20 protein-coding genes are annotated in these 24,103 nt (G+C 62.4%); 11 read left to right on the forward strand and 9 right to left on the reverse strand.

Translation table 11 applies throughout. The features are described from left to right. Positions 1–299 precede the first annotated feature (299 nt). The 6 genes from glnA (at position 300) to ABIE32_RS15895 (ending at position 8,130) form a co-directional block, all read left to right on the forward strand. Positions 300–1,715: a type I glutamate--ammonia ligase gene (gene glnA, locus ABIE32_RS15870; protein ID WP_224149274.1), complete on the forward strand. Its 1,416-nt coding sequence runs from the start codon at positions 300–302 to the stop codon at positions 1,713–1,715. A gap of 379 nt (positions 1,716–2,094) precedes the next feature. Further along, positions 2,095–2,589 (forward strand): hypothetical protein, encoded by a 495-nt coding sequence (locus tag ABIE32_RS15875; protein ID WP_224149273.1) that lies wholly within the window; start codon positions 2,095–2,097, stop codon positions 2,587–2,589. A gap of 27 nt (positions 2,590–2,616) precedes the next feature. Further along, a complete protein-coding gene (gene glnL, locus ABIE32_RS15880; RefSeq protein ID WP_224149272.1) occupies positions 2,617–3,699 on the forward strand; it encodes a nitrogen regulation protein NR(II) in 1,083 nt (360 codons plus the stop codon). Positions 3,700–3,766: 67 nt separating this feature from the next. Continuing rightward, complete coding sequence (ntrC, locus tag ABIE32_RS15885) at positions 3,767–5,329, forward strand: nitrogen regulation protein NR(I) (protein ID WP_429017575.1); 1,563 nt, start codon at positions 3,767–3,769, stop codon at positions 5,327–5,329. A 158-nt stretch (positions 5,330–5,487) separates the two neighbouring features. Continuing rightward, the gene (locus tag ABIE32_RS15890) at positions 5,488–6,414 is read left to right on the forward strand and encodes a hypothetical protein (protein WP_429017577.1); all 927 of its coding nucleotides are present in this window, start codon (positions 5,488–5,490) and stop codon (positions 6,412–6,414) included. A gap of 387 nt (positions 6,415–6,801) precedes the next feature. Next, positions 6,802–8,130: a dicarboxylate/amino acid:cation symporter gene (locus tag ABIE32_RS15895; RefSeq protein WP_429017578.1), complete on the forward strand. Its 1,329-nt coding sequence runs from the start codon at positions 6,802–6,804 to the stop codon at positions 8,128–8,130. Positions 8,131–8,336: 206 nt separating this feature from the next. Here ABIE32_RS15895 and xth read toward each other — a convergent pair whose 3' ends face one another. Then, complete coding sequence (gene xth, locus ABIE32_RS15900; RefSeq protein WP_429017580.1) at positions 8,337–9,113, reverse strand: exodeoxyribonuclease III; 777 nt, start codon at positions 9,111–9,113, stop codon at positions 8,337–8,339. 613 nt (positions 9,114–9,726) lie between these two features. Here xth and ABIE32_RS15905 point away from each other — a divergent pair. Beyond that, positions 9,727–10,440 carry a nitroreductase gene (locus ABIE32_RS15905; RefSeq protein WP_429017582.1) on the forward strand — a complete coding sequence of 238 codons (714 nt, stop codon included), beginning with the start codon at positions 9,727–9,729 and terminating at the stop codon, positions 10,438–10,440. Here ABIE32_RS15905 and ABIE32_RS15910 read toward each other — a convergent pair. The 6 genes from ABIE32_RS15910 to ABIE32_RS15935 form a co-directional block, all read right to left on the reverse strand. Next, entirely contained in the window at positions 10,423–10,839 is a 417-nt protein-coding gene (locus ABIE32_RS15910) for a hypothetical protein (RefSeq protein ID WP_429017584.1), read from the reverse strand. The two genes, ABIE32_RS15905 and ABIE32_RS15910, sit on opposite strands and share 18 nt — an antisense overlap. 22 nt (positions 10,840–10,861) lie before the next feature. Beyond that, positions 10,862–12,040, reverse strand: a complete 1,179-nt coding sequence (locus tag ABIE32_RS15915) for an acetyl-CoA C-acyltransferase (protein ID WP_429017585.1) — start codon at positions 12,038–12,040, stop codon at positions 10,862–10,864. An 89-nt stretch (positions 12,041–12,129) separates the two neighbouring features. Further along, positions 12,130–13,671 carry an AMP-binding protein gene (locus tag ABIE32_RS15920; protein WP_429017587.1) on the reverse strand — a complete coding sequence of 514 codons (1,542 nt, stop codon included), beginning with the start codon at positions 13,669–13,671 and terminating at the stop codon, positions 12,130–12,132. An 8-nt stretch (positions 13,672–13,679) separates the two neighbouring features. After that, positions 13,680–14,291 carry a biotin transporter BioY gene (locus ABIE32_RS15925; protein ID WP_429017588.1) on the reverse strand — a complete coding sequence of 204 codons (612 nt, stop codon included), beginning with the start codon at positions 14,289–14,291 and terminating at the stop codon, positions 13,680–13,682. 35 nt (positions 14,292–14,326) lie between these two features. Further along, positions 14,327–14,920, reverse strand: coding sequence for an energy-coupling factor transporter transmembrane component T (locus ABIE32_RS15930; RefSeq protein ID WP_184710039.1), 594 nt, complete (start codon positions 14,918–14,920; stop codon positions 14,327–14,329). Positions 14,921–14,925: 5 nt separating this feature from the next. Next, entirely contained in the window at positions 14,926–15,708 is a 783-nt protein-coding gene (locus ABIE32_RS15935) for an energy-coupling factor ABC transporter ATP-binding protein (RefSeq protein ID WP_429017590.1), read from the reverse strand. A 538-nt stretch (positions 15,709–16,246) separates the two neighbouring features. Here ABIE32_RS15935 and ABIE32_RS15940 point away from each other — a divergent pair. The 4 genes from ABIE32_RS15940 (at position 16,247) to ABIE32_RS15955 (ending at position 22,400) form a co-directional block, all read left to right on the forward strand. After that, positions 16,247–16,417 (forward strand): hypothetical protein, encoded by a 171-nt coding sequence (locus ABIE32_RS15940; protein WP_224149264.1) that lies wholly within the window; start codon positions 16,247–16,249, stop codon positions 16,415–16,417. A gap of 248 nt (positions 16,418–16,665) precedes the next feature. Beyond that, complete coding sequence (locus ABIE32_RS15945) at positions 16,666–17,295, forward strand: hypothetical protein (protein ID WP_224149263.1); 630 nt, start codon at positions 16,666–16,668, stop codon at positions 17,293–17,295. Positions 17,296–17,531: 236 nt separating this feature from the next. Continuing rightward, on the forward strand, positions 17,532–18,362 hold the full coding sequence (locus tag ABIE32_RS15950; RefSeq protein WP_224149262.1) for a MetQ/NlpA family ABC transporter substrate-binding protein: 831 nt from the start codon (positions 17,532–17,534) through the stop codon (positions 18,360–18,362). A 192-nt stretch (positions 18,363–18,554) separates the two neighbouring features. Beyond that, positions 18,555–22,400 (forward strand): ExeM/NucH family extracellular endonuclease, encoded by a 3,846-nt coding sequence (locus ABIE32_RS15955; RefSeq protein ID WP_429017592.1) that lies wholly within the window; start codon positions 18,555–18,557, stop codon positions 22,398–22,400. A 53-nt stretch (positions 22,401–22,453) separates the two neighbouring features. Here ABIE32_RS15955 and ABIE32_RS15960 read toward each other — a convergent pair whose 3' ends face one another. Further along, complete coding sequence (locus ABIE32_RS15960) at positions 22,454–23,668, reverse strand: protein kinase domain-containing protein (RefSeq protein WP_429017594.1); 1,215 nt, start codon at positions 23,666–23,668, stop codon at positions 22,454–22,456. A 52-nt stretch (positions 23,669–23,720) separates the two neighbouring features. Continuing rightward, positions 23,721–24,086 carry a copper-binding protein gene (locus tag ABIE32_RS15965; RefSeq protein ID WP_429017596.1) on the reverse strand — a complete coding sequence of 122 codons (366 nt, stop codon included), beginning with the start codon at positions 24,084–24,086 and terminating at the stop codon, positions 23,721–23,723. Positions 24,087–24,103 lie beyond the last annotated feature (17 nt).

Consider the following 24,103-nt stretch of genomic DNA (forward strand, 5'->3'; position numbering starts at 1 on the left):
TGCACCAATTTGGTGCAATTTAGCGTCAAAACTGTGCATCGTGCCGAGGCTTGTGCGTGGACGGCAAATTGCACCGAGGTGGTGCGATAGCAGGGTGGGGGCCGGCCAGGGGTTGTACAAATTCCCCTGCAACGGCTGTCCCAAGCTGGCAAAGCGCGGTACAGTCACGCTCGGTACGGTGGCAGGCCGGGCCGGTTAGTTGCCGGCAACATGGACCGGGCAGATGTCATAAAACTGGCACGTAATCTGCTTTAGTCTTGCCACAGTCTTTTTATTGATGTTTTTCTTTGGAGCTATAGATGGCCAAGAGCGTTGCAGATGTGATGAGCATGTTGGACGAGAACGAGGTCAAGTTCGTTGACCTGCGTTTCACCGATACCCGTGGCAAGGAGCAACACGTCACGGTGCCGATCTCGCACTTTGACGAAGACAAGTTCGCCTCGGGCCACGCTTTCGACGGCTCTTCGGTTGCCGGCTGGAAGGGTATCGAAGCCTCGGACATGCTGCTGATGCCCGATCCGAACACCGCCAACATCGATCCATTCTTTGACGAAACCACACTGTTCCTGCAGTGCGACGTGATCGAGCCAGGCGACGGCAAGGCCTATGACCGCGATCCCCGCTCCATCGCCAAGCGCGCCGAAGCCTACCTGAAGGCCTCTGGCCTGGGCGACACGGCCTACTTCGGTCCCGAGCCAGAATTCTTCATCTTTGATGGCGTGCGTTGGAGCACCGAACCCAACAACCCGTTCTACGACATCGAAGAATACGAAGCCCCCTGGAACAGCGGCACCAAGTTCGACTCCGGCAACCGTGGTCACCGTCCACGCGTCAAGGGCGGCTACTTCCCCGTTCCTCCTGTCGACAGCACGCAGGACATGCGCGCGGAAATGTCCCTGCTGCTCGAATCGCTGGGCATCCCCGTCGAAGTTTTCCACCACGAAGTGGCAGGCGCCGGCCAGAACGAGCTGGGCACCCGTTTCTCGACCCTGGTTGAGCGCGCTGACTGGACGCAGGTGCAAAAGTACGTGATCTGGAACGTGGCTGACACGTACGGCAAGACGGCAACCTTCATGCCCAAGCCTTACGCTGGCGACAATGGCTCCGGCATGCACGTACACCAGTCCGTCTGGAAGGACGGCAAGAACCTGTTTGCTGGCGACGGCTACGCGGGTCTGTCGGATTTCGCGCTGTATTACATCGGCGGCATCATCAAGCACGCCCGTGCCTTGAACGCCATCACCAACCCTGGCACCAACAGCTACAAGCGCCTGGTGCCTGGTTACGAGGCTCCGGTGAAGCTGGCGTACTCGGCCAAGAACCGCTCGGCATCGATCCGCATTCCTTACGTGAGCAACCCCAAGGGCCGCCGCGTGGAGGCACGCTTCCCCGATCCGCTGATGAACCCATACCTGGGCTTTGCTGCACTGCTGATGGCTGGCCTCGACGGCGTGGAAAACAAGATCCACCCAGGCGAAGCAGCTACCAAGGACCTGTACCACCTGCCACCTGAAGAAGACAAGCTGGTGCCTACCGTGTGCCACAGCCTGGATCAGGCGCTGGAAGCCCTGGATGCAGACCGCGCCTTCCTGACCAAGGGTGGCGTGTTCAGCGACAGCATGCTTGACGCCTACATCGAGCTGAAGATGAGCGAGGTGACCCGCTTCCGCCAGGCGGTGCACCCTGTCGAGTTCGACATGTACTATTCGCTGTAAAGCACCAAGGAGCAAGGGCGGCATTGTTGCTGTCCTGCTGCAAAACGGCCTGTATTGCACAGGCCGTTTTTTTCTGCCCCGTTTTGATATAAAGTTGATAGCAAAACTATGGCATGGGCCGTGCGATGTGTGGTCAAGGTGCTGCGAATCTGTAACAGTAGGAACTGTTATTCATGGTCAGCCTCTGTTTGTCTATACACTGCCTGTGCACGCCGCAGCAGTTGCCCGCGTTATGAAACGTGATTGCAGCTGGTATTTGTTTGCTGTTGCAATGGGGTGCTGGAATCTTTGATGTACAGATTGGCGTGATACTTGCCACTGTGGAGTGAATGGGCGAATCGAGGTTATGCATATCAAGTGGTTGTTTTTGGCGGTTGCAATGGCGGGTGCACAGGGCGCTGTGGCGCAGGATCGCATCTATCGCTGTGGCAATGAGTACACCAATGACGCGGCCAAGGCGCGCCAGCGGGGGTGTGCCCAGATCGAGGCTGCCAATGTGACCATCGTGCAGGGAACGCGCCCGCAAGGTGGCGCAGGGGCGGCCAGCCCGGCGCCCGCGCCGTCTGCAGCCGCGCCACGTCCGGCCCGCGCGCCGGCAGCCGCAACGCCTGCGCCACGTTCCACCTCGGCAGAGGGCCGCGCGCGCGATTCCGATGCGCGACTGATCCTGGAGACCGAACTGAAGAAGGCCGAGACGCGCAAGGCGGATCTGGCCCGTGAGTACAACAATGGCGAGCCGCAAAAAAATGCGCTGGAGATGCGCAACCCGGCCTTCTACAACAAGCGTGTGGAAGACCTGAAGGCGGAGATAACCCGCATGGACAGCGATATCGCCGGTATTCAAAGAGAGCTGCAGCGTCTGCCTGCACCTTGATCCCACTTTCTTCCTGCTGCCCAACCCATGCCTGACCTGACCGCAGCCGACCGCGAATGGCGCGAGTGGCAAGCGCTGGAGCACATCGCAACCCTGGTGGCGGTCATTCGGCTCGATGGCGCTGCCGTGCGTGTCAACGCCGCACTGGAAAATGCGCTGGGCGTATCGCGCAAAAGCATTCTGGGCCACGAGCTGGGTGTTTTCTTTCAGGACGACGAGCTCCTGCACAAGGCGCTGGTGGATGCGCGGGCGCAGCGCTTTTCGTCCTTGAGGTTCGAGGCGCAGTTGCGCCGCAGCCTGCAGGACGCCTTTCCGGTGCATGTGAACCTGTCATGGTGGCAGGAAGATGCCGAGATTCTGGTGGAGCTGTGGCCTTTGGAGCAGCAGGTGCGCCAGGATCGCGAAGAGCGCGTGCGTGAGCAGGCTCTGGCCAATAAAGAGCTGATCCGCAACCTTGCGCACGAGATCAAGAACCCGCTGGGCGGCATTCGAGGCGCTGCGCAGTTGCTGGACATGGAGCTGCCGGACCGCCAGCTCAAAGAATACACCGACGTCATCATCCACGAGGCCGACCGCCTGCAGGCCCTGGTGGATCGGTTGCTCGCTCCGCACCGCCATCCGCACACGGTGGGCGATGTGAACATCCATGAGGTGTGTGAGCGCGTGTGCCAGTTGGTGCTGCTGGAATATCCGAACGGCCTCAAGATCGAGCGCGATTACGATATCTCGCTGCCCGAGATCCGAGGCGACCGTGAGCAGCTCATCCAGGCGCTGCTCAACATTGTGCAGAATGCCGCGCAGGTGCTGGAGCCGCAGATGGCACAGGGAACGGCGCGCATCATTCTGCGCACGCGCATTGCGCGCCAGCTCACCTTGGGCCGCAAGCGCCACAAGTTGGCATTGGAATTGCATGTCATCGACAATGGTCCTGGTATCGAGCCGGACATCAAGGAGCGGATCTTCTACCCCTTGGTGACCGGACGCGATGGCGGCACGGGCCTGGGCTTGCCGCTGGCACAGACCTTTGTACAAAGGCACGAAGGTCTGATTGAATGCGAGAGCGAGCCTGGGCGCACGGATTTTCGCATCATGCTGCCGTTGACGGATTAGCTTGCATGGCGCAGCCCGGCCAGGACCACGATTCATGGTTTGTAGATTTGGAAGGGCGATAGCGACAATGAAACCCATCTGGATAGTGGACGACGACCCTTCGATCCGGTTCGTACTCGAGAAGGCGCTGGCGCGCGAGCAACTGCCCACGCGCAGCTTTGTGCATCCGCAGGAGGTATTGGAGGCGCTCGCCTCGAACGAGGATCCATCGCAGGCACCGTCCGTGCTGGTCAGCGACATCCGCATGCCGGGCGGCAACGGCTTGCTGCTGCTGGAGCAGTTGCATGCAGCCCAGCCCGAGTTGCCAGTCATCATCATGACGGCGTACTCCGACCTCGACAGCGCGGTGTCAGCCTTTCAGCGCGGTGCTTTCGAGTACCTGCCCAAGCCATTTGACGTGCCCAAGGCGGTGGAGCTGATCCAGCGTGCCGTGCAGCAAAGCCAGAGCCAGATGCCGGACCCGGCTCAGTCTGCGGGCAGCGGCGAGATGCTGGGCCAGGCGCCCGCCATGCAGGACGTCTTTCGTGCCATCGGGCGCCTGTCTCAGAGCAATGTGACCGTGATGGTGACCGGCGAATCCGGATCGGGCAAGGAGCTGGTGGCGCGCGCGCTGCACAAGCACTCTCCGGTGGCGGGCGGGCCGTTTGTGGCCATCAATACCGCAGCCATTCCCAAGGACCTGCTCGAATCCGAATTGTTCGGCCATGAGCGCGGCGCCTTCACCGGCGCGCAGACGCAGCGCAGGGGGCGCTTTGAGCAGGCCGAGGGCGGAACGCTGTTTCTCGACGAAATCGGCGATATGCCGTTCGATCTGCAGACCCGCCTGCTGCGTGTGCTCTCCGACGGGCATTTCTACCGGGTGGGCGGCCATGTGCCGGTCAAATCGCATGTGCGGGTGATTGCCGCCACGCACCAGAACCTGGAAGAGCGCGTTCAAAAGGGCGTGTTCCGCGAAGACCTGTTTCACCGCCTGAACGTGATCCGTCTGCGGCTGCCGCCGCTGCGCGAACGCAAGGAAGACATTCCGATGCTGGCTCGCCATTTTCTGGCGGCCAGTGCCCGCCAACTGGGGGTGGAGCCCAAGCAGCTGTCCGAAGGCGCGCTGGCACGGCTGGCGCAATTCGGGTTTCCGGGCAATGTGCGGCAGCTCGAGAACATCTGCCACTGGATCACCGTGATGGCGCCAGCCCAGCGTGTGTCCGAGCAGGATTTGCCACCCGAAGTGCTGCAAAGCACGGCTGGGCCTGGCATATCCGCTGCACCGGTACCGCAGACCCTGATGCCAGATACGCCTATTGCGCTTGCTCCACAATTGCCAGTAGCTATTAATTCAGTAGCAAATGGCAATGCTGTACCGTTTGCAGAAGCACCTCGCCCCTCCATTGCGGCTACCTCAGGTTCCGCACCACCATGGGAATCCGATCTGGCGCGGGAGGCCGATGCGCTGCTGCAGTCGGGCAGCACCGAAGTGTGGGACATTCTCAGCCGCCGGTTTGAATCCCAACTGATCCGATCAGCGCTGGCTGCCACGCACGGCAAACGCATCGAAGCCGCGCAGCGCCTGGGCATTGGCCGCAATACCATCACGCGCAAGATCCAGGAACTGGGTCTCGCAGCAGGCGACGAGTAGGCGGCTTGGTGGTTTGAAGCACAGCCCGCAGCATGCGGGCTGTATTGCCTTTAGGCCTACTGTGGTGAACGATGAAGCCAGCGAAGGCAGCGGGCCGTGGGCGGCTCTCGTTGGAGCATGTCACAATGGGCTGAAACAGCTTTCCTACGTGTACAAGCATGCAAAAAATGTCTTCGGTGTTCACGGCCCAGGCCTACCGCAACTCGCCGGAGCGGGTAGGGCGCCAGCGCTCAGCCATGCTCAATACTGTGCGGCTGGCGGTATCCACAGCCAATGGCATGGCCCATGTGGCGGGCGACGTGGTGCACAGCCTGCTGGCCGGAGGTCTGCCGCCCAAGGCCAAGGGGCAGTGGGGCAATCCCGCGCGGGAAGAGGCCTACTGGCGCAGCCACTACCAGGGCATGGATTTTTACGTGGTGGGCCAGCCGTTTGAGACATACCGCCTCGCGCTGTCGCTTGGCTGGTTTGCCGCGCAGCGCAATCCGCAGGGCTTTGACGAAGTAGCACCGCAACTGGAAGTGCAGTGGCAGCACGTGCGCGGCAGCAGCACGCTCACCTGGCCACAGGCGCGCGAAATTGCCTGCGCCGCGTATGAGCACGCGCTGCAAGGCATTCGCGGCGAGGAGCTCTCGGCCGCGCAAGTACAGCATGCGCTGCGGGTGCTGCAGACTGGTCTGAAGGATTGCGAGGAATGCCTGGTGGCAGGCAGCGAGCAGGCCCGTGCCATTGCGCTGCGCACCTATCTGTATGCACTGGCCGAGCAGTTTCGTGCGCTGAACTGGCAATTGCAGGATGTGCTGCTGGCCTTGCCCGAAAGCGGCTCGCTGGTGGAGCGTCCCGGCCAGAGCGCAGCCGGTCGCCTGCATCGGCGCTGGACGGATTTCAAGCAGCGCGCCAACATGGTGACCGACCGCGACCTCATCGCCGAATGCAGCCTGTGCCTGGTGCTGGCTGCGGAGCGCTACCAGCGTGTGCTGGAATCTGCCCTGCCATTGGAATTGCGCCCGCTGCTGCAGGGCCAGGCCCAGCAATTGCGCCGCTATATCGATGAGTTGCAGCACATGCAGGATGCACGGGCCCGCTGATTTTATTGCTATTGAATTTGAAGGTTATGCGCCTACCAGCTGGTCGCTTGCAGCCATTTTTACCTGATTATTTTCGGTAGAGCGCATGCGCATTCCGGCAGGCAAGATACCTGCTGGGCGCACGGGAATTCGGCCCCCCTGCGCCGTGGGAGGCAGGAGGTTGCGATTACAATCGCACCCGCAGAATATTGCATTCCTGCTGTCAAAAGCGGGCTCATGGTTTCCCTCCTGCTGGCGCCCTGCATGCGCCTTGGCGCGCCAGACTGCGCGGTATCGGAGAGGAATGTGCACATCCGGATCACGAGAACAACAACCGCCGATGTGCATCAAGAGCCCCGCTAGGAGCGTTGATGGCACCAACAACCGCTCTGATTGAAGGTAATCGTTATGGCTCTAACGGGCAAAAAGGGCATGTCGTCGGCCCTGGTCATTCTGGCCGCCATGGTGCTGGGTATCGTGGTGGGCTATATCGTCCATGCCAGCGTGTCGGACCCGGCCGAGGTCAAGGAAGTCGCCGGCTATATCTCCCTGGTCTCCGATATCTTTCTGCGCCTGATCAAGATGCTGATCGGGCCGCTGGTGTTCTCCACCCTGGTCGTGGGCATTGCGCACATGGGCGATGCCGCTTCGGTTGGCCGGGTGTTCTTCAAGGCCATGCTGTGGTTTCTGACGGCATCGCTCGTGTCGCTGTTGCTGGGCATGGTGCTGGCCAATGTGCTGCAACCGGGCCACAACCTGGGATTGCCGCTGCCGGATGTGAGCGCGGCCACCAACCTGGCCACGGGCAAGTTCACGCTGCGTGAGTTCATCAACCACACGGTGCCCAAATCCTTTGCCGAAGCCATGTCGAACAACGAGATCCTGCAGATCGTGGTGTTCTCGATGTTCTTTGGCGTGGCGATGGCGGCGCTGGGCGACAAGGCCAGGACCTTGCTCGCGGCGATTGACGAGTTGTCGCACGTCATGCTCAAGATCACCGGCTATGTGATGAAGCTCGCGCCTCTGGCGGTGCTGTCGGCCATGGCGTCGACCGTGGCGGTCAACGGCCTGGGCATTCTGCTGAAATTTGCGGTCTTCATGGGCGAGTTCTATCTGGGGCTGTTCATTCTGTGGTCGATTCTGGTGCTGGCGGGCCTCGCCTTCCTTGGCAAGCGCGTGTTCAAGCTGTTGGCACTCATCAAGGAGGCCTTTATGGTGTCGTTTGCCACCGCGAGTTCGGAGGCTGCATACCCCAAGATTCTTGATGCGCTCGACCGTTTTGGCGTCAAACGCAAGATTTCGAGCTTTGTCATGCCCATGGGCTACTCGTTCAACCTGGACGGCTCGATGATGTACTGCACCTTTGCAACGCTGTTCATCGCACAGGCCTACGGCATCGAGCTGTCGCTGGTTACCCAGGTGACCATGCTGCTCGTGCTGATGCTTACCTCCAAGGGGATTGCTGGCGTGCCGCGCGCGTCGCTGGTGGTGATTGCTGCCACCCTGGGCCACTTCAATATTCCGGAAGCAGGTTTGCTTCTGATCCTGGGCGTGGACACTTTCCTTGACATGGGCCGCTCGGCCACCAATGCGGTTGGCAATTCGCTGGCATCGGCCGTGGTCGCCAAATGGGAAGGCGAATTGCTGTCGGAGGCAGATGCCGAGGCGCTGGCGCGCAAGCTCGATGAGGAAGCTGCGCTGGCCATGCACGCGGTGCAGGAGCCTGAAAAGGCTTGATGCAGGCCGAGGCAACCTGGCTGCTGGCAGAGATTGATCAAGCCATAGAACAAACGGGCGCGCAGTTCATGCAGCGCCCGTTTTCATTGTCGGCCTGTTTTTCCAGGGAGCCTGCGCCGCCGTTCAGGCAGTGCTGAAAAACCGCAGTTTGCAGCGTTGGCGCCATCAAGCGCCTGCGGAAGGCGTCTCCATGGCTTTGGTCTTGATTAACCCAGGGTGATCACCACCGGTGCGTGGTCGCTCGGCTGCTTGTTCTTGCGCGGCACGCGGTCGATCATGCAGGCGCTCACGCTGCCCTTGAGCGCCTCGCTCACGAGAATGTGGTCAATGCGCAGACCACGGTTCTTCTGGAAGCCCAGCATGCGGTAGTCCCACCAGCTGTAGCTTTTTTCGGGCTGCTCGAACATGCGGTAGGCATCGGTCAGTCCCAGGGCCAGCAGGCCCTGGAAGTGGTTGCGTTCTTCGGTCGTGTGGTGGATGGTTTCGCGCAGGCCATCGGGGTCGTAGCTATCGCGGTCTTCCGGGGCCACATTGAAGTCCCCGACCAGCACGAGGCGCGGGTGTGCGGCCAGTTCGGCCTTGATATAGGCCTCCAGCCCGCCCAGCCAGCGCATCTTGTAGGCAAATTTCTCCGATCCTGGCTCCTGGCCATTGACGAAATAGCAGTTGATCACGCGGATGTCGCCTGCGGGGCTGGAGATGGTGCCTGCAATGACGCGCGCTTGCTCGTCCTCAAAGTGCGGGTTGGCGCGCACCACATCGGCAATGGCACTTCGGGCCAGCAGGGCCACGCCGTTATAGGTCTTCTGGCCGAAGCTCACCGCCTGGTAGCCGGCAGTCGCAAAGGCATCGTGCGGAAACTTGTCATCGGTGAGCTTGAGCTCCTGCAGCCCCAGCACATCGACCGGATTGGCTGCCAGCCAGTCCAGCACCTGCGGCAGGCGGACGGAGAGGGAGTTGACGTTCCAGGTGGCAATTTGCATATCTCAGAAATTCCGTTTCATCCATTTCCATGGCGAGGCCATGGATGGGCAACGCACAGCGCATTGCAATGGGCCAAGTGTAGAGCACGCGCGCCGGGTGGGTGACGCAAAGGCTGTTGCTGGCAGGGTAACGGCGCAGGCGCGCTCCTGATGGCAAAAAAAAGCCACCGCAAGGGTGGCTGAACGACGCTCAGTAAGCGCTGGCGCCGAAGGAGAAGGGGAGCTACTCGCTGCATCCGGTGCATGGGGCGCACCAGCATCCGCTTTCGCTCAAAAAAATTTCATCCGGACAGCATGCACATGGGGGCAGGGGTACAAGGCCGGGGCAGACAGGTTGCAACGCGAACATGACACGGGTATTTCGGATGTCAGAAGCGGTATGTGTCGAAGAACTGATGGTTTTTTATATGGATTGCCGCGTGCCTTTGGTGCGGTTGTTGATACTGTATGGAAAATCAGTATAGCAAAAAATACTGTATGAATGAACAGTTTCATTGGAGATGGGTCAGATGTTGCCATTTCCTGACTTCCGTAGGGTCAAGGATCGGCGCGGAAAGCCAGGCCGTTGAAAAGGATCGCCGGCCCATCACTGTCTACAATGGCGCCCACTGCCATGAAACAGCCTGATTTCCTTTCTTTTGCTTCCGCAGAGGGTGTTGCCTCGCAAGCCGCCATGTTGCGCCGCTCGGTGCGCGCCTTCACTCCGCAGCCGGTGGCCGATGCTGTGCTGCACGCCGTGTTGCAGGAGGCCCGCCGTGCGCCCAGTGGCGCCAACCTGCAGCCTGGCTATTTCTGGCAGGTATGCGGCGATCTACGCGAACAACTGTCTGGCCGCCTGCAGCAGGCCTATCAGGCGGGTGCGCAGGAGGCGGAAGACTACGGCTATTTCCCCAACCCGCTGCCCATGTCGCTGCGCAAGCGCCAGGTGGCTGCCGCACAGGCCCTGTATGGCGCGCTGGGTGTGGAGCGGGGGGATGCCGCTGGTCGCACCGCGCAGTTTGGCCGCAACTTTCAGTTCTTCCAGGCGCCGGTGGCGCTCATCATTACCATCGACAGCGGTTTTGGCCCGGGCGGCTACATGGACCTGGGCATGGCGATCTACGGGCTGATGCTGGCTGCCCAGTCGCGCGGCCTGGCGACCTGCGCCATTGGCGCGATGGCCTCGTACCCGGGCCTGATACGCGAGGTGCTGCAACTGCCGACATCGCAAACGGTGGTGTGCGGCATGGCCATGGGGTATGAAGACACCGATGCGCCAGTGAACCAGACGGTGACTGCGCGGGCAGCCCTTGGCGAGTACTTTCAGCGCTTAGGGGGCGGTTGCTGAATCACCACTGGCTGCGCGCTTTTTCCAGTGCAGTTGAATGCCTGCCAGGTGTGTCGCCATTTGCGTGGGCGCGTATGACGCGGGGTAGATTACTTCCAGCGTTTGGTTGGCGGTCCAGTTGAGGCCTACTTCGGTAGTGGTGGGATCGCCGATGCGTGTGCTGTAGCCGCGTTTCCCTCCATTGGTGTAGAGGGATAGGCGCAGCTCCGGGTCTGCCTGGCTGTCGCATTGTTGCCAGGAAATCTCTGCCCACTGGCTGTTGTCGGGCGCATTGGCTTTGGCCATTGCAGACTGCGTGCAGGTCAGGGGACGCCCGAAATGGGCATAGGCCATCACCGCAGTGTTCAGCACCCCGATCGCTGCAAATAGATACAGCAATGTGTTCAGTATGTATTTCATACGGTCGACATTCATCAATGCATCAGAGCAACTGCTGCACCAGGCTTGCGCTCCCCAGTCCGCCAGCACCTGCTATTGCTGCCAATCCCAGCCCTCCGGGTGGTGCCTGCTCCAGCTCCGCCAGCACCCGCACCAAGGCAACGGTGGCCGACGCGCCAATCGGATGTCCGCGCGCGATACCGCTGCCGTGTCGGTTCAGCACATCTGCGCCCGCACCTTCTGACTGCAGCAGAGCCTGCCACTGCAGGCCTTGCACGGCAAAGGCGTCGTGCAGCTCGATGGCTGCCAGCTCCGCCCAGTGGCATTGGTGGGCCTGCAACAGGCCGCAGGCTGCCTCTGCGGCCAGCACCAGGGGCATGGCAGGCGTGCCGCCCACCGATTGATGGCCCAACCACCGGGCGCGGGGCCTTGTGTGGAGGCGCGAGCAGGCGGCTTCGCTCATCAGCAGCACCAGTGCCGCGCCATCGGCCTTGGGCGAGATCGCAACAGCACTGACGGCGTGCTCTGCGCGTGTGGCGGTGTCCACATCGGCATCAGTGTGGGCGATGGCGGGCAGGCGAGCCAGCTGCCTTGCTCCCAACCTGCGCGCAAAGGCATCTTGCGCTACACCCTGGATGGGCACGATCTCTGCGGCCAACACGTGCGCGGCTTGCAGCGCACGGGCGTGGCTGGCGGCGGCGTAGGCATCCTGTGCGGCGCGGGTGTGGCCCTGGCTTGCCGCATAGCGGGCGGCGGCCAGCAGCAGGTCTGGATCGTCATGCGGATGCGGCGCAAAAGCGGGGCGCTCGTAGGGCACGGGCATATCACCGGCATGCAAAGGGCGCGTGGCGCGAATGGGCGCGCGGCTCCAGGCTTCTGCGCCGCCTGCAACCACCACATCGGCCTGGCCGCTGGCAATCAGGCTGGCGGCAAGCGCTACCGCATCCAGCCCCGCACAACACTGGGTGTCGACCGTGTAGGCAGCGCAGGTCTGGGGCAGGCCCGCAGCCAGGGCCAGCATGCGTGCCGGGTTGCCGCCAGCGCCAAGCGCATTGCCCAGTACCACCGTCTGCACCTGGCTGGCGGGCACACCTGCCTTGGCCAGCAGCGCATGCAGCACAGGCGCGCCGATCTCATGCGCATGCAGGGCTTTGAAGGCGCCACCCACCGGAACCACGGCGCTGCGGGCGTAGCTGGCAATGTAGACGGGGTGTGCAGGCATTTTGGAAGGAAACGGCCGCTAGCGCTTTATAAGAGGACGCTGACAGCTTTCATTTTGATAGCGCCTTTCGCAGCGCGACAGGGGCTACTTTAACGTGTCGCCGTGTCTGCTGTTGCAACCACGGATGCCATGGGTGGATCCATGCTGCTTTGCAGCAGTGTTGCAATCGCCGTGTGGTCGGTCTTGCCGCTGGCAGTTTGCGGCCATGGCGCAGCGGGTGCGACCGCGAACCAGCCCAGCCAGCGGCGCGGGCATTTGTAGGCTTCGAGCCGGCTGCGGCACCAGGCGGAGAGTTCTGCGGCCAGTGTGGCGTCGAGCGTATCCAGCGCCGGCTGTACCTGCCGTGGCGCGCCGCTCGCAGATGGCGCGGGCGCTGCATCCTTGAGTTGCAACGCCACCCATACCTGTTTGCCACGCAGTGCGTCGTCAACGCCGTGCACTGATGCGGCGGCGATGCGCGGGTGCTCGCACAGCAGGTTTTCCACTTCCTCGGGGAACAGGTTCTTGCCCTGGGTGACGATCATGCGCTTTTCGCGGCCTACCAGGGTGAGCTGGCCACTCGCGTCCAGGCTCCCCATGTCGCGCACGCTCAACCACTCGCCATCCTGCAGCGCGGCGGTGGCATCATGGCTGTCGCCCACGTAATCCATGAAGAGCATCGGGCTCTTGATCCAGATCTGGCCGATCTGGCCTCCGGCCAAGGCGGCACCTGTTTCGTTGCGGATCTGCAGTTGCACATTGCTGAAGGCCCGGCCCACCACCTGCGGTGGGGCTGCCGCATCGGCATCCATCCAGGCGATGAAGCTGGCTTCGGATGCTCCGTAGAACTCCACAATCCGCACATTGGGAAACAGCGCCTGCAGCGCAGGGGTGTGCTGACGCATCCAACGTGCGCCGCTGATCAGGATGAGTTGCAGCGACGCGATGGGCGCCAACGCGCGGCGCTCGGCCAGTTGCAGCATCACCAGCAACTGGCTGGGCACGGCAACGAGGCAGGGCGTGGCATTGCACTGCAGGCTGTGCAGGCACTGGCTGGCCGAGAAGCGCGGCTGCAATTGAACGCCGCCGCCCGTCCACAGCCCCAGAAGCGCGCCAAACAGAAAGAGCGAATGCGACAGGTTGCCCGGCGCCATTACGGGGCCTTGCGCTGCCGTGCCGAATGTATCCACGCAGACGCGAAAGCTCTCGGCCCATGACTGGTGGTGCCGCCGGAACCCCTTGGGCTTTCCGGTGCTGCCCGACGTGAAGCCAATATAAAAAGGATAGCGGTCTGCGCTCTCTGTGTCTGCGCAGGCCGGCGTCTGGCTTGCCAGGTCGCCAATCCATTGCGCTGCGGTGGCGCGCTGGGCAGCAGGCCAGGCGGCATCGCCCAGTGCAGCGCAGCGGCCGCTGGCATTGGTGGCCAGAAAATCGGTGATGAGCGCGATGGGGGACTGCGCGGCATCCAGCAGCCGTGTGCTGGGTGCGGCGCTGGCGTTCAACTGATCGGCACCCGCCTGCACTGCGGCACGCAATTGGGCAAAGCGGATGCGCTGTGTGCCGTCGTCAATGGCTACGGCGTCGGGCTGCACCTGCGCCCAGTGCGCCAGCGGGCCGTGGACGAGGCGCTGCCAATTCTGCAGGGGGAGCACCGGCTGGCTCACAGCGCCCGGCCGCCAAAGCGCCAGTCGGGCAGGCCACGGGCCACGGTGTGCACGATGACGGCCACCAGCACGCACTTGATGAGATCGCCCGGCACGAACACCAGGGTGCCAATGATCGCCTGCAACAGGCTCAGCTTGGCCAGCAGCATCAGGCCCACCACGCCAAACACGTGGACCACCAGCACACCGCCCACCACCGAGGCTGCAAATGCGGCCAGTGCGAGGCGCTTGGGCGAAGCAGGGCCGGTGCCTGCGGGCCGCGACAGCGCACGCATGACCAGACCCGTCACGATGGCAGCAAACGGCCACGACACCAGATAACCGGCAGAGGGTAGAAAGAACACACCCATGCCGCCGCGTCCGCCCGACAGTAGCGGCAAGCCCAGCGCTACGGCCAGCAGGAACAGCGCCATCGCCTGAAAGCCCATGCTGGCGCCCAGCATGCAGCCGGCCAGCATCACGCCCATGGTCTGTGCGGTGATCGGCACGCCCAAAGGCAGATCGATCTTGGGAATCATGCCGAATGCGGCCATCAGCGCGGCAAACAGTGCCACCAGGGCAATGCGCTGGGCGCGGGATTCGCGGTGGGAGGTGGAGGTCATGGTCATGAACAGGCTTTCATCAATCAAATCGGGGAGCGGCGTCACAGCTTGAGCCGTATCGCCAGCGCATCGGCCACCTTGCGGGCGGTGACCAGCATGTGGATGGCCAGTGGCGCAAACAGGCGCAGGCCTCCGGCGCGGCCGGTGCGCACGCGGTAGGCATCTGCCAGGCGCTGCCACTGCACAAAAAACTGTTCGGCAAACCGCATCATCAGGCCCAACTGCAACGCCAGCCGCTCCACGGGCACACCAAAGCGGGCCAGAGGGGCCAGCAGCCATTCGGCCACATCCAGCAGATCGCCAAAGCGCGTGGTCGCCGTCAGCATGGCACCCAGCATGGTGGCACTCATCAAGCGCAGGCCGCTGGCCAAGCCTACCAGCGGTTGACCAGTGGCGGCATGCAGCGCGCCTACCAGTACCGAGGCAACCAGCGCGGCCACGACCAGGCGCCGCGTGGGGCGCGAGGCGGCTCCCAGGCTCGCGTACAGCACCAGCACCACGGCAAAGGCAGCGGCCTGGCCGCGTATATCGACGACAAACAGCAGGCCCAGGCCACACAGGGCCAGTGCCAGCAGTTTGGCACCGGCTGGCACACGGTGCAGCCAGCTGGGAATGTCACTGTAGAGCGTACCCATGCCGGTCAGCCTTGTACCGCAACAGCGGCTTTGCTACTGTTTTCGAAGCTTTCTGCGCTCTCTGTCTGAGCGTTAGAGCGTGTTTTCACATCCAGCTCGTAGGCTGCGCACACGGCCTCGCCCGGGCCATCGCCGCGCACCAGGCCGCCAGCGAGCCACACCACACGCTCGAAGTGGCGCACATGGCTGAGCACATGGGTCGACACCACGATCTGTGCGGTTGTGCGGTCCAGATCGGCCGCCAGGCGCGCCTGGCCGGGCAGATCAAGGCTGGCAAAGGGCTCGTCAAGCAGCATTACCCGAGGCGCAGCCATCAGCATGGCCAGAAAACAGACCTGCTGGCGCTGGCCCTGGCTCAGGCTGCTGACGGCGCGTGGCGCCCATTCGGCCAGGCCCCGTTCGGCCAGAAATTGCCGGGCCCGCACCATGGCTGCCTTGCGCGCAATGCCCTGGTACTGCAGGCTCAGGCCCAGCTCTTCTTCCACTGTAGGGAAGATGATCTGGTCATCCGGGTTCTGAAACATCATGCCCACCAAGCCGGGCAGTTGTTCGCGGTGCTTTTGCACATCATGGCCTGCGATGTGTACCTGTCCCTGGCTTGCAATTTCAAGCCCGCACAGCAGGCGGAAGAGGCTGGTCTTGCCTGCGCCGTTGTCACCGATCAGGCCAACGCGCTGCTCGGTGAGCGACAGGCTGAGTCCGGCAAACACGGGCCGGGCGCCGCGCGTCAGGTGCACGTCTTGCAGGTGGATGCCCGTATCTGGCGGGGCGGGCGGAATGGCAGTCATGGCAAGGTGAAAAAAGCTGAAAGCAATAGCCTGGTTTGGCAGTTTTGGAACCCTTTGGAGCCTTGGCGTGTGCGGGGCGAATGCACTGCAGAAAGCGCTTTGCTTCACGGCAGACGTGCAACAGCGCCAAGCTTGTGGGGTTGCCGAGTATTGTCGCACCTGCGCCATCTTGCAAGCTGGCGGGTGCGTCCATCGACAATGAAATGCATGCCTGAAGATGGCTGCCAGATGCCAGTGAAATGCCAGAAGTTAGATGGATTTGCAAGGAAGCGGTGCGCATCCGGCGGGAAATTGCAGCCATCTTTCATGGCCAGCGTACTACCGAAGCTGCCCTGAGACGGAACGATTGCTTCTAAATTTATAGCTTGACGCGCTTGTTTTGTAAGGCGTTGCGTGTTTTTTTATCTCAATATGAGAAAAAACTCCCAAAAACTGCCAAATTGGCTATGGGGGCTTTGTCGATTTCGGCTGACACCACAAGGCGGGCTGCTGGGTTCCAATGATGGATAACACGCAACCTGTACGAAAGGAGGCCTCCATGTTGGAACATCCGCATTACCACTGGCAAGATTTCGCCACTTTCGTTGGATTGATCGTTGCAGTGGCCCTGGCTTTTTCGGTATTGGTCTGGCCCCACACCACGGCGCAGGCTGCCGACTCGTTCGCTCACATGCTCAAAGGCTTGCAGCTGGTGCTGCGGGGGAGGTAGATGCCGCTTGGGTACATCCAAGCCGCGTTTTGGCAATTTCTGGCCGCCTTCGGGCGGCCTTCTTTTTTGCGCGGACGGAATGCCGCTTGCAGCGTGTGCGCAACGCATCGCAAAAAATTGATGGGTAAAAAGATTCGCTTTTGCCTCGTCGATTCATAATTTCTATGGTTTGCCGTTGTGCTGCTGTGAGTGGCGGGCGGGCTTTCCTCCATATCCGGCTCGGCGAGAGCCAATTACTTGAGGTCTCTATGAAACGACTGAATCCACTGGGCGCTACCAGCGCGCTGTTGGCGGCGCTGCTGTTGGCAGGCTGCGCATCCGGCCCATCCAAAGAAGAACAGGCTGCAGCTGCCAAGGCTGAGGAAGCCAAGGCGGAAGATGCCAAGGCTGCAGAAGCGGCCAAGCCCGCGCCGGCGCCTGCAGTGCCTCAGGCTACGGCCCAGTTCGCCGATGCCAAGGCCAACAAGTTCGTGCAGCAGAGCTACGCCACTGCCAACGGCGAAGGCAACAGCAACTTCAGCGTGCAATTCCTCAAGGGTAATCGTGTGGTCTACAAGGCCAAGGCCGATGACGGCAAGCAGGTGCTCTACCGTGGTACCTGGAAGCGCACCGGCAACCAGATCGATGTGACCGCCAAGGACCCCAAGTCCGACGGCGCGGTGAACCTGAGCTACGAAGTGCGTCCCGAGCTGACCAGCCCCGCCGAACAGTACAAGGAATGCAAGAAGTTTGCGCCTGGTCTCTACCCGCTGAACGTGAACGGCAGCACCGACGAAGACCTGAGCTACAGCCTGTGGCCTGAGCACATGGTCAAAACCAATGCTGCCCCCTGCGAGCCGGAGCGTAAGCAAGGCGGCAAGAAGCGCAAGCACAAATAAGCAAAACGATAGCCCTGCATAGGGCCGGTACGGGAGCCAGCGCATGCGCTGGCTTTTTTTGTGGAAAAGCGAAGGCGACGATTCTTGATGAGCCAGCTTCGGAGGGTGTCAAAACCTTCATGCCCTGGCGGTATAAGAATGGGAGAAATTATTCGTTGGGATTGTGAAGAGCTGCGCAGATACTGTGCCCATTCCCAACCCATGACAAGGTGCGCAGCACCAGGAGCGTAGTAGACATGACGACCTTTTTCTCCACCCGCCGCTCGTTGATCGCCGCCGCTGTGCTGGCAGCGGCATCTGTGGGTCTGGCAGGCCCTGCGCTCGCGCAGGATGCCTCCAAGAAGCAGCTGGTGATCGGTGGCACGGCGGGCTCGAACATCGACCAGCTGCAGGCCGGCATCGTGCCGCTGTTGCAGAAAAAGGGATACAAGGTCAAGCTGGTGGAGTTCAATGACTATGTGCAGCCCAATCTGGCGCTGGCCGATGGCTCGCTGGACGCCAATTTCTTCCAGCACGAGGTGTATTTCAACCAGTTCAAGGGCGACCGCAAGCTCGATCTGACGGCGCTGGTGCAGGGCCCGATCGCGCCGATGGGGGTGTACAGCAAGCAGCGCAAGTCGCTGGCCGATCTGAAAGAGGGCGACAAGGTATCGCTGCCCAATGACCCGAGCAACCTCGCGCGCGGCCTGTTGCTGCTGCAGCAGGCGGGTCTGGTCAAGCTCAAGCCTGGCGTGAATCCGCTGCGCGTGTCGGAGCTCGATCTGGCCGAGAACCCCAAGAAGATCAAGCTGCTGCCGCTGGATGCGGCGCACCTGCCGCGCTCGCTCGATGACGCGCAGTTCGCCATCATCAATGGCAACTTTGCCATCTCCTCGGGCCTCAAGCTGCAGGATGCCGTGCTGCTGGAGAAGACGCCGGAGCATTATCTGAACATCGCCGCAGTCAAGACCAAGGACAAGGATGCACAGTGGGCCAAGGACCTGGCCGAGGCCTTCCGCTCCAACGAGTTCAAGACGGTGGTCGATACCAAGTTTGCCGGTTACGCCAAGCCTGCATTCCTGCAGTAAGTGGTAGCGCCCATGCGTGGCGCGAGACCCAGGGCCGCATTTGCGGCCCTTTTCTTTTGGGTGCGCATCTACCGAACCTTCGGTGCCACAAAACTGACTGCGAGCGGTCATCACGCGGTCATGTGATTTGCCAAGAATCGCCCCGATCTCACCCGGGGAGGGTGGGGCGTTCTTCGAGCAGATCACACACCCATGGCACTCCAACCAAATACACCATCTTCCTCACGCCTGCGTCTTCCATTTCCGTTGAATGCCTTATGCAGCGGCCTGGTGCTCAGCCTGGTTTCCGCCAGCGCATGGGCGGCGCCGGTATCGTTTGGCGGCAGCTACGCGCAGGATTTCAATACGCTCGCCAATACCGGCACTACTGCGCCCTGGGTCAATGACAGCACGCTGGCGGGCTGGTCGCTGTTCAACAAGGATGGTGCTGCCATCTCGCAGATTGCCGTGGGCAGCGGCGGCGGCACCGGTGGCAGTTTCTACAGCTTTGGGGCCGATGCGTCAGACCGTGCACTGGGTGTGCTGGCCTCCAGCGGTGCCTATTTCGGATCTCCGGGATCCGGCGCCATTGCGGGCTGGATTGCGCTGGCGCTGGTTAACAGCACCGGCGCGGCCGTCGATGCAGTGAACCTGCGCTTCAACGGTGAGCAATGGCGCAATGGCGGCAGCACGGCGGGGCAGGGCATGACCCTGGAGTGGGGCTTGGGCGACAGCTTTGGCTCTGTACAGACCTGGAACCCCGCAGGTGATCTGTTCGGCTGGTTAGCGCCGGTGACCGGCGGCACCGCTGGCGCCGTGGCGGGCAATACGCAGGGCGGTGGCGGAGGCCTGGTGCCCCTGGTGGGCGGCGATCTGCATGGCCTGGGCTGGGGCGCGGGCCAGACGCTGTGGCTGCGCTGGGTGCAGAAGCGCACGGCCAGCGGGTCAAGCAATGGGTTGGCCATTGATGACGTGGTGATCAAGACGGCCGGGCCGGACACTGCAGCGCCCACCTTGCAGTCCAGCGTGCCTGCCAGTAATGCCACCGGCGTCGCAACCACGACGAGCAGCTTCTCGTTGACCTTCTCCGAGGCAGTGCAGGCGGGTGATGGGCGCTTTGAACTGCTGCAGGGCGCCACCGTGCTCGCCACGATGTCTGTACAGGACGCAGCCAAGGTGGTGTTCGGCGGCCAGACCGTCACGCTCAACCCAGGCGTGGCGCTGACGCCGGACACCGCCTACCGCATCGTTGCCGTGGGTGCGCCGGTGCAGGATGCATCGGGCAATGCCTGGGTTACGGGCGATCTGGGCTTCACGACCGGAGCCGCGCCCACGGTCACCCGTATCCACGCCATCCAGGGCATTGGCGAGGTATCACCGCTGCTGGGCAAGCCCGTCACCATCAAAGGGGTGGTGACCGGCATTGCACCGGGGCTGAGCGGTTTCTATGTGCAGGAAGAAGAGGCCAATTACGACAGCGATGCCGGCACATCGGAAGGCATCTTTGTCTACTATGGCGGCCAGAACCCCGGTGTGGACGACAGCACGGTGGGCAAGCGTGTGCAGCTGAGTGGCACGGTAGACGAATACAACAAGCAGACGCAGCTCAAGAACCTGACATCCTTCCAGGTGCAGGGCGCAGGCGTGCTGCCGACGCCGATCTCCATCACGCTGCCGATCGCCGACATGGCAAGCTGGGAGCGTTACGAAGGCATGCTGGTGAAGGTGGCATCGGCCACCGCAGGCGGCAAGCTCGTGGTGTCGGACAACTACACGCTCGGCCGCTTTGGCGATGTGACCTTGTCGGCCGACAAGATCCTGCCGCAGTTCACTGACGAAAACGCTCCCAGCGTGAGCGGCTATGCGCAGTATGCCAACACCATGCAGCGCAGCCAGATCATTCTGGACGACCTGAGCAGCAAGCAGAATCCGGTGGTGGTGCGGGGCCGTGGCGGCAGCGATCTGTCTGCATCGAACACGTTGCGCGCGGGCGACGGGGTGGATGACGTCGTGGGCGTGCTCGACCAGTTCTACCAGGCATCGTCTCCGCCGGAAATCTACCAGACCAGCTACCGCGTGCAGCCGACGCAGAAGCTGAGCTTCACGGGCGCCGCACGCCCCACCGTGGCCGACCTGCAGGCGGCAGTGGGTGCGGCTGGGGTCAAGGTGGCATCGGCCAATGTGCTCAATTTCTTCAGCAAGGTGGGCGATACCAGCACCAATACCAAGGATGTGTTCACCACGCCGCTGGGCAACAGCATCGGTATTCGCGGCGCCAACAATACGGCAGAGCTGGAGAGGCAGGAGGCCAAGGTCGTTGCCAATCTGATTGGCTTGCAGGCCGATGTGTATGGCCTGATGGAGGTGCAGAACAACGGCTTTGGCAGCGACAGCGCGCTGGCACTGCTGGTGGACGCCATGAACGCGAACGCTGACAAGCCCGCTGGCGCCACTTACGATTATGTGAAGGCGCCTTTCAACCAAGGAGGCAGCGCGACGATTGCCGGAGCGGGCACGGATGCGATCACGGTGGCCATTGTCTACCGCAGCGACCGTGTTACGCCTGTGGGGGCGGCGGCGGTTCCCAACGTTGGCACCTACGACGCCTTCACGCCGGGCGTGGGCGGTGCGCGTGTGCCGATTGCACAGACCTTCTCGGTACCTACCGCGTCAGGTTCCGAGCAGCTTACTTTTGTGGTGAACCACTTCAAGTCGAAGGGTTCGCTGCTGGCTACGGGCGGTAACGAAGACAAGCTGGATGGCCAGGGCAACAACAACCCGGCGCGGGTCAAGACAGCCATGCAGCTCAAGGATTGGCTGGCGACGCAGCCCACCGGCTCGGACACCGACAAGGTGATTCTGGTGGGAGATTTCAACGCCTATGCCAAGGAAGACCCGGTCACCTATCTGGAGTCGAACGGCTTCACCAAGGTGACGCACGGCTATTCGTACTCCTTTGACGGGCTGTGGGGCTCGCTGGACCATATCTTCGTGAGCCCGACCCTGGTCTCCAAGGTGGGCAAGGCGGTGAAGTGGGCCATCAACGCCGAAGAACCGACGGTACTCGACTACAACACCGAGTATGGCAAGCCCGAGTCCTTCTACGCCGCAACGGCCTACCGCTCCAGCGACCACAACCCGATCGTGCTGGGCCTGAACCTGGATGCACTGCCAGTTAACCAGCCGCCGGTGATCAAGGGCGTTCCTGGCAGCGCGGTACTGATATCGGTGGGGCAGAGCGCACCGCTTGCTGCACTGAGCGTGGAAGACGCAGACAGCGAGCAGCTCACACTCACGCTGACCGCTACCAACGGAAGCGTGCAGGGCGTTGCTGATGCAGATGCGCAGCAGGCGGGAACCCAGCTCAAGGGCACTGCAGCGCAGATCAATGGTGAGCTGGCCAAGGCGCGCTTTGTGGCACAGGCACCGGGAGATGCCGGTGTGGGCCTGAGCCTGAGCGACGGCGTAAATATGGCAGTTACCGCACGCTATGCGTTCACTGTATCGGCTACCGGCAATCCTGATACCAGCTTTGCGCTCACGCCGGGCGCAGGCGGCAGCGTGACGGGGGCATTGCAGGGGGCCGGATGCAAGCTGGCGGCGCCTCCGCAGTATGTCAGCGCCCAAAGCCTGGGCATTACCCAACTGCCGAGCCCCGGTGCCACCTTGCCCGATGGCCTGATGGTGCTGAATGCCACCGGTTGCGAGCAGGGCGGCAAGCTCTCCGTCACCATGAACTACGCGCAGCCGCTGCCGCAGGGCGCGCAGCTGTGGAAATGGGGCCGTACATCCGACAGGCAGGAAAAGCACTGGCACCGTGTACCGTCGGAAGTGAACGGGCAGGTGGTGCGCTTTGAGCTGCAGGACGGCGGGCTGGGGGATGACGACCTGGTAGCCGATGGCAACATTGCAGACCCGACGGCGCTGGTGGTGCCGCAGGCGGCCACGGCAACGCCAGTGCCAACCCTCAGCGCATGGGGCTTGCTGGCGCTGGCACTCTCCTTCCTGCCATTCCTGCGCCACACGTCCACCGCGCATCGCGGAAAGACGCAGCGCTGAAGCAGCCAGAGGGCGGCGGGTACCACGGCGCGCAGTGGTGCGCGCCTGTGGCGTCAGGCGGTACGGGCCTGGACTTCGCTCTTGAGGATGTTCATGGCGCGCTGCTCCATGTGCAGCAACTGCTGCACCTGCGCTTGTGGCAAGCCATGTAGCAGCGCGGCAGCGCCCAGGTCACTCAGCACCGCATCGCCGGTTGCCGGATTCCACAACACATTGTGTGCGTACAGATCGCCATGCAGAATGCCGCGCGCATGCAGGTGGCCGACAGCGCCCTCGATGCTCTGCAGCAGGCGCTGCGCGATGGCCGGCGAAAAACGGGAGGCAGGGGCATACACGTCGCGCGTGCAACTGTCCATGCTGGGCGGGCCGGCCAGAGCCTGCAGACCTGGTGGCAGCAGTGGCAAGGCCATGGCCAGCTTGCCTTGCGGGTGGCCCGAAACCGGGGCGAGCGGCGTCAACAGGTGGGGGTGCAGGCCTGCGGACAGGCCGGCGGCCAGTTCGGACGCGGGTGTGCCATCGCTGGTCTGGCCTGCCTTGAAGACCTTGAGCGCCACATCCCCACCACCGATGCGAGAAGCACGGTAAATGTGCCCGCTGGCGCCTTCGCCCAGCAGCTCATGCGGCTCCAGGCTTTGGTGGGGAATGGCCGGTTGCACGGATTGCGCTGACCCGGAAAGCGCAAGCTGCTCATTTTTTTGAGTCAATGGGTTGCCTGCAATGGCCAGCCACGCCAGCGCCGGCAGTGCAAACACCACCTCCGGAATCTGTGCAAACGCATTGCCGGAGATGCGCAGCAGTTCCAGCTTGGTGCACTGCGCAAGGTTTGCGGGCAGACTCTGCAATTGGTTGCAGGCCAGCATGAGCTTTTGTAGGCGCGGGTGTTCGCCGAGCGTGCCCGGGAGGTGGCGAATCTGGTTGTCCGTGAGGATGAGCCAGCGCAAGGCTGGCGGCAGGCTTTCCGCTGGCACTTCGCGGATGCGGCAGGCCTTGAAGCCGATCATCTCCAGCTGCGGCATGCGGCCGAGCACAGGCGGTAGTTCGGTAAACGGGTTGTTGGACGCAAACAGGATGCGCAGGCGGGTAAAGCGCGTCAGATCGCCCGGTAGCGTGCTGAGCTGGTTGCCCGAGAGATCGAGCACCTCGAGGGTGTCTGCGAGCGCAAAAAGTTCGCGCGGAAACTCCCGCAGACCCGCAGACAGCTTGATCTGGCGCGTGCCGAGCAGGGCGCCGCTATGCAGTTGCTCGTGAAATGCTTGAAGGCTTTGCATGGCTGCACAGTGTAGGCGCTGGCAGCGCATGCGTTTGCAAAATTACGCAGACCTACTTGGCACGCTCGATACGGGTGATGGTCAGGGTGCCGCCGTCATCCTGCACATGAAAGCGCACCTTGTCGCCCGCATTGAACTGCGCGGCCTGCGCCGCGTCTTTCAGGGCGAAAACCATGGTCATGGCGGGCATTTCCAGGTTCTTGATGTCTTCGTGGCGAATGGTCAGCTTGCCCCCGCGTGCATCGACACGGGTGATTTCTCCAGCCGTCATTACAGCGTCGGCATTGGTGGCGGCAGTTGCCGGCGCTTTTTCGGTAGAGCCAGCAGGGCTGCCGTGGGCAGCGTGTTCCTGTGCCAGCGCGGGTGCCATAGCGCAGGCCAGTGCCAGTGCAGCGAGGGTGGTGGTGGTGCTTTTCATGAAATTCTCCAGATGGG

The sequence above is a fragment of the Comamonas sp. 4034 genome (assembly GCF_050434545.1).
In the GTDB taxonomy this organism is placed as follows: domain Bacteria; phylum Pseudomonadota; class Gammaproteobacteria; order Burkholderiales; family Burkholderiaceae_C; genus Comamonas; species Comamonas odontotermitis.

Excerpts from the sequence above, each read along its gene's own strand:
- glnA (WP_224149274.1), top strand. The coding sequence starts at position 300 with ATGGCCAAGAGCGTTGCAGATGTGATGAGCATGTTGGACGAGAACGAG.
- ABIE32_RS15875 (WP_224149273.1), top strand. The coding sequence starts at position 2,095 with ATGGCGGGTGCACAGGGCGCTGTGGCGCAGGATCGCATCTATCGCTGT.
- glnL (WP_224149272.1), top strand. The coding sequence starts at position 2,617 with ATGCCTGACCTGACCGCAGCCGACCGCGAATGGCGCGAGTGGCAAGCG.
- ntrC (WP_429017575.1), top strand. The coding sequence starts at position 3,767 with ATGAAACCCATCTGGATAGTGGACGACGACCCTTCGATCCGGTTCGTA.
- ABIE32_RS15890 (WP_429017577.1), top strand. The coding sequence starts at position 5,488 with ATGCAAAAAATGTCTTCGGTGTTCACGGCCCAGGCCTACCGCAACTCG.
- ABIE32_RS15895 (WP_429017578.1), top strand. The coding sequence starts at position 6,802 with ATGGCTCTAACGGGCAAAAAGGGCATGTCGTCGGCCCTGGTCATTCTG.
- xth (WP_429017580.1), bottom strand. The coding sequence starts at position 9,113 with ATGCAAATTGCCACCTGGAACGTCAACTCCCTCTCCGTCCGCCTGCCG.
- ABIE32_RS15905 (WP_429017582.1), top strand. The coding sequence starts at position 9,727 with ATGAAACAGCCTGATTTCCTTTCTTTTGCTTCCGCAGAGGGTGTTGCC.
- ABIE32_RS15910 (WP_429017584.1), bottom strand. The coding sequence starts at position 10,839 with ATGAAATACATACTGAACACATTGCTGTATCTATTTGCAGCGATCGGG.
- ABIE32_RS15915 (WP_429017585.1), bottom strand. The coding sequence starts at position 12,040 with ATGCCTGCACACCCCGTCTACATTGCCAGCTACGCCCGCAGCGCCGTG.
- ABIE32_RS15925 (WP_429017588.1), bottom strand. The coding sequence starts at position 14,291 with ATGACCATGACCTCCACCTCCCACCGCGAATCCCGCGCCCAGCGCATT.
- ABIE32_RS15930 (WP_184710039.1), bottom strand. The coding sequence starts at position 14,920 with ATGGGTACGCTCTACAGTGACATTCCCAGCTGGCTGCACCGTGTGCCA.
- ABIE32_RS15935 (WP_429017590.1), bottom strand. The coding sequence starts at position 15,708 with ATGACTGCCATTCCGCCCGCCCCGCCAGATACGGGCATCCACCTGCAA.
- ABIE32_RS15940 (WP_224149264.1), top strand. The coding sequence starts at position 16,247 with ATGTTGGAACATCCGCATTACCACTGGCAAGATTTCGCCACTTTCGTT.
- ABIE32_RS15945 (WP_224149263.1), top strand. The coding sequence starts at position 16,666 with ATGAAACGACTGAATCCACTGGGCGCTACCAGCGCGCTGTTGGCGGCG.
- ABIE32_RS15950 (WP_224149262.1), top strand. The coding sequence starts at position 17,532 with ATGACGACCTTTTTCTCCACCCGCCGCTCGTTGATCGCCGCCGCTGTG.
- ABIE32_RS15955 (WP_429017592.1), top strand. The coding sequence starts at position 18,555 with ATGGCACTCCAACCAAATACACCATCTTCCTCACGCCTGCGTCTTCCA.
- ABIE32_RS15960 (WP_429017594.1), bottom strand. The coding sequence starts at position 23,668 with ATGCAAAGCCTTCAAGCATTTCACGAGCAACTGCATAGCGGCGCCCTG.
- ABIE32_RS15965 (WP_429017596.1), bottom strand. The coding sequence starts at position 24,086 with ATGAAAAGCACCACCACCACCCTCGCTGCACTGGCACTGGCCTGCGCT.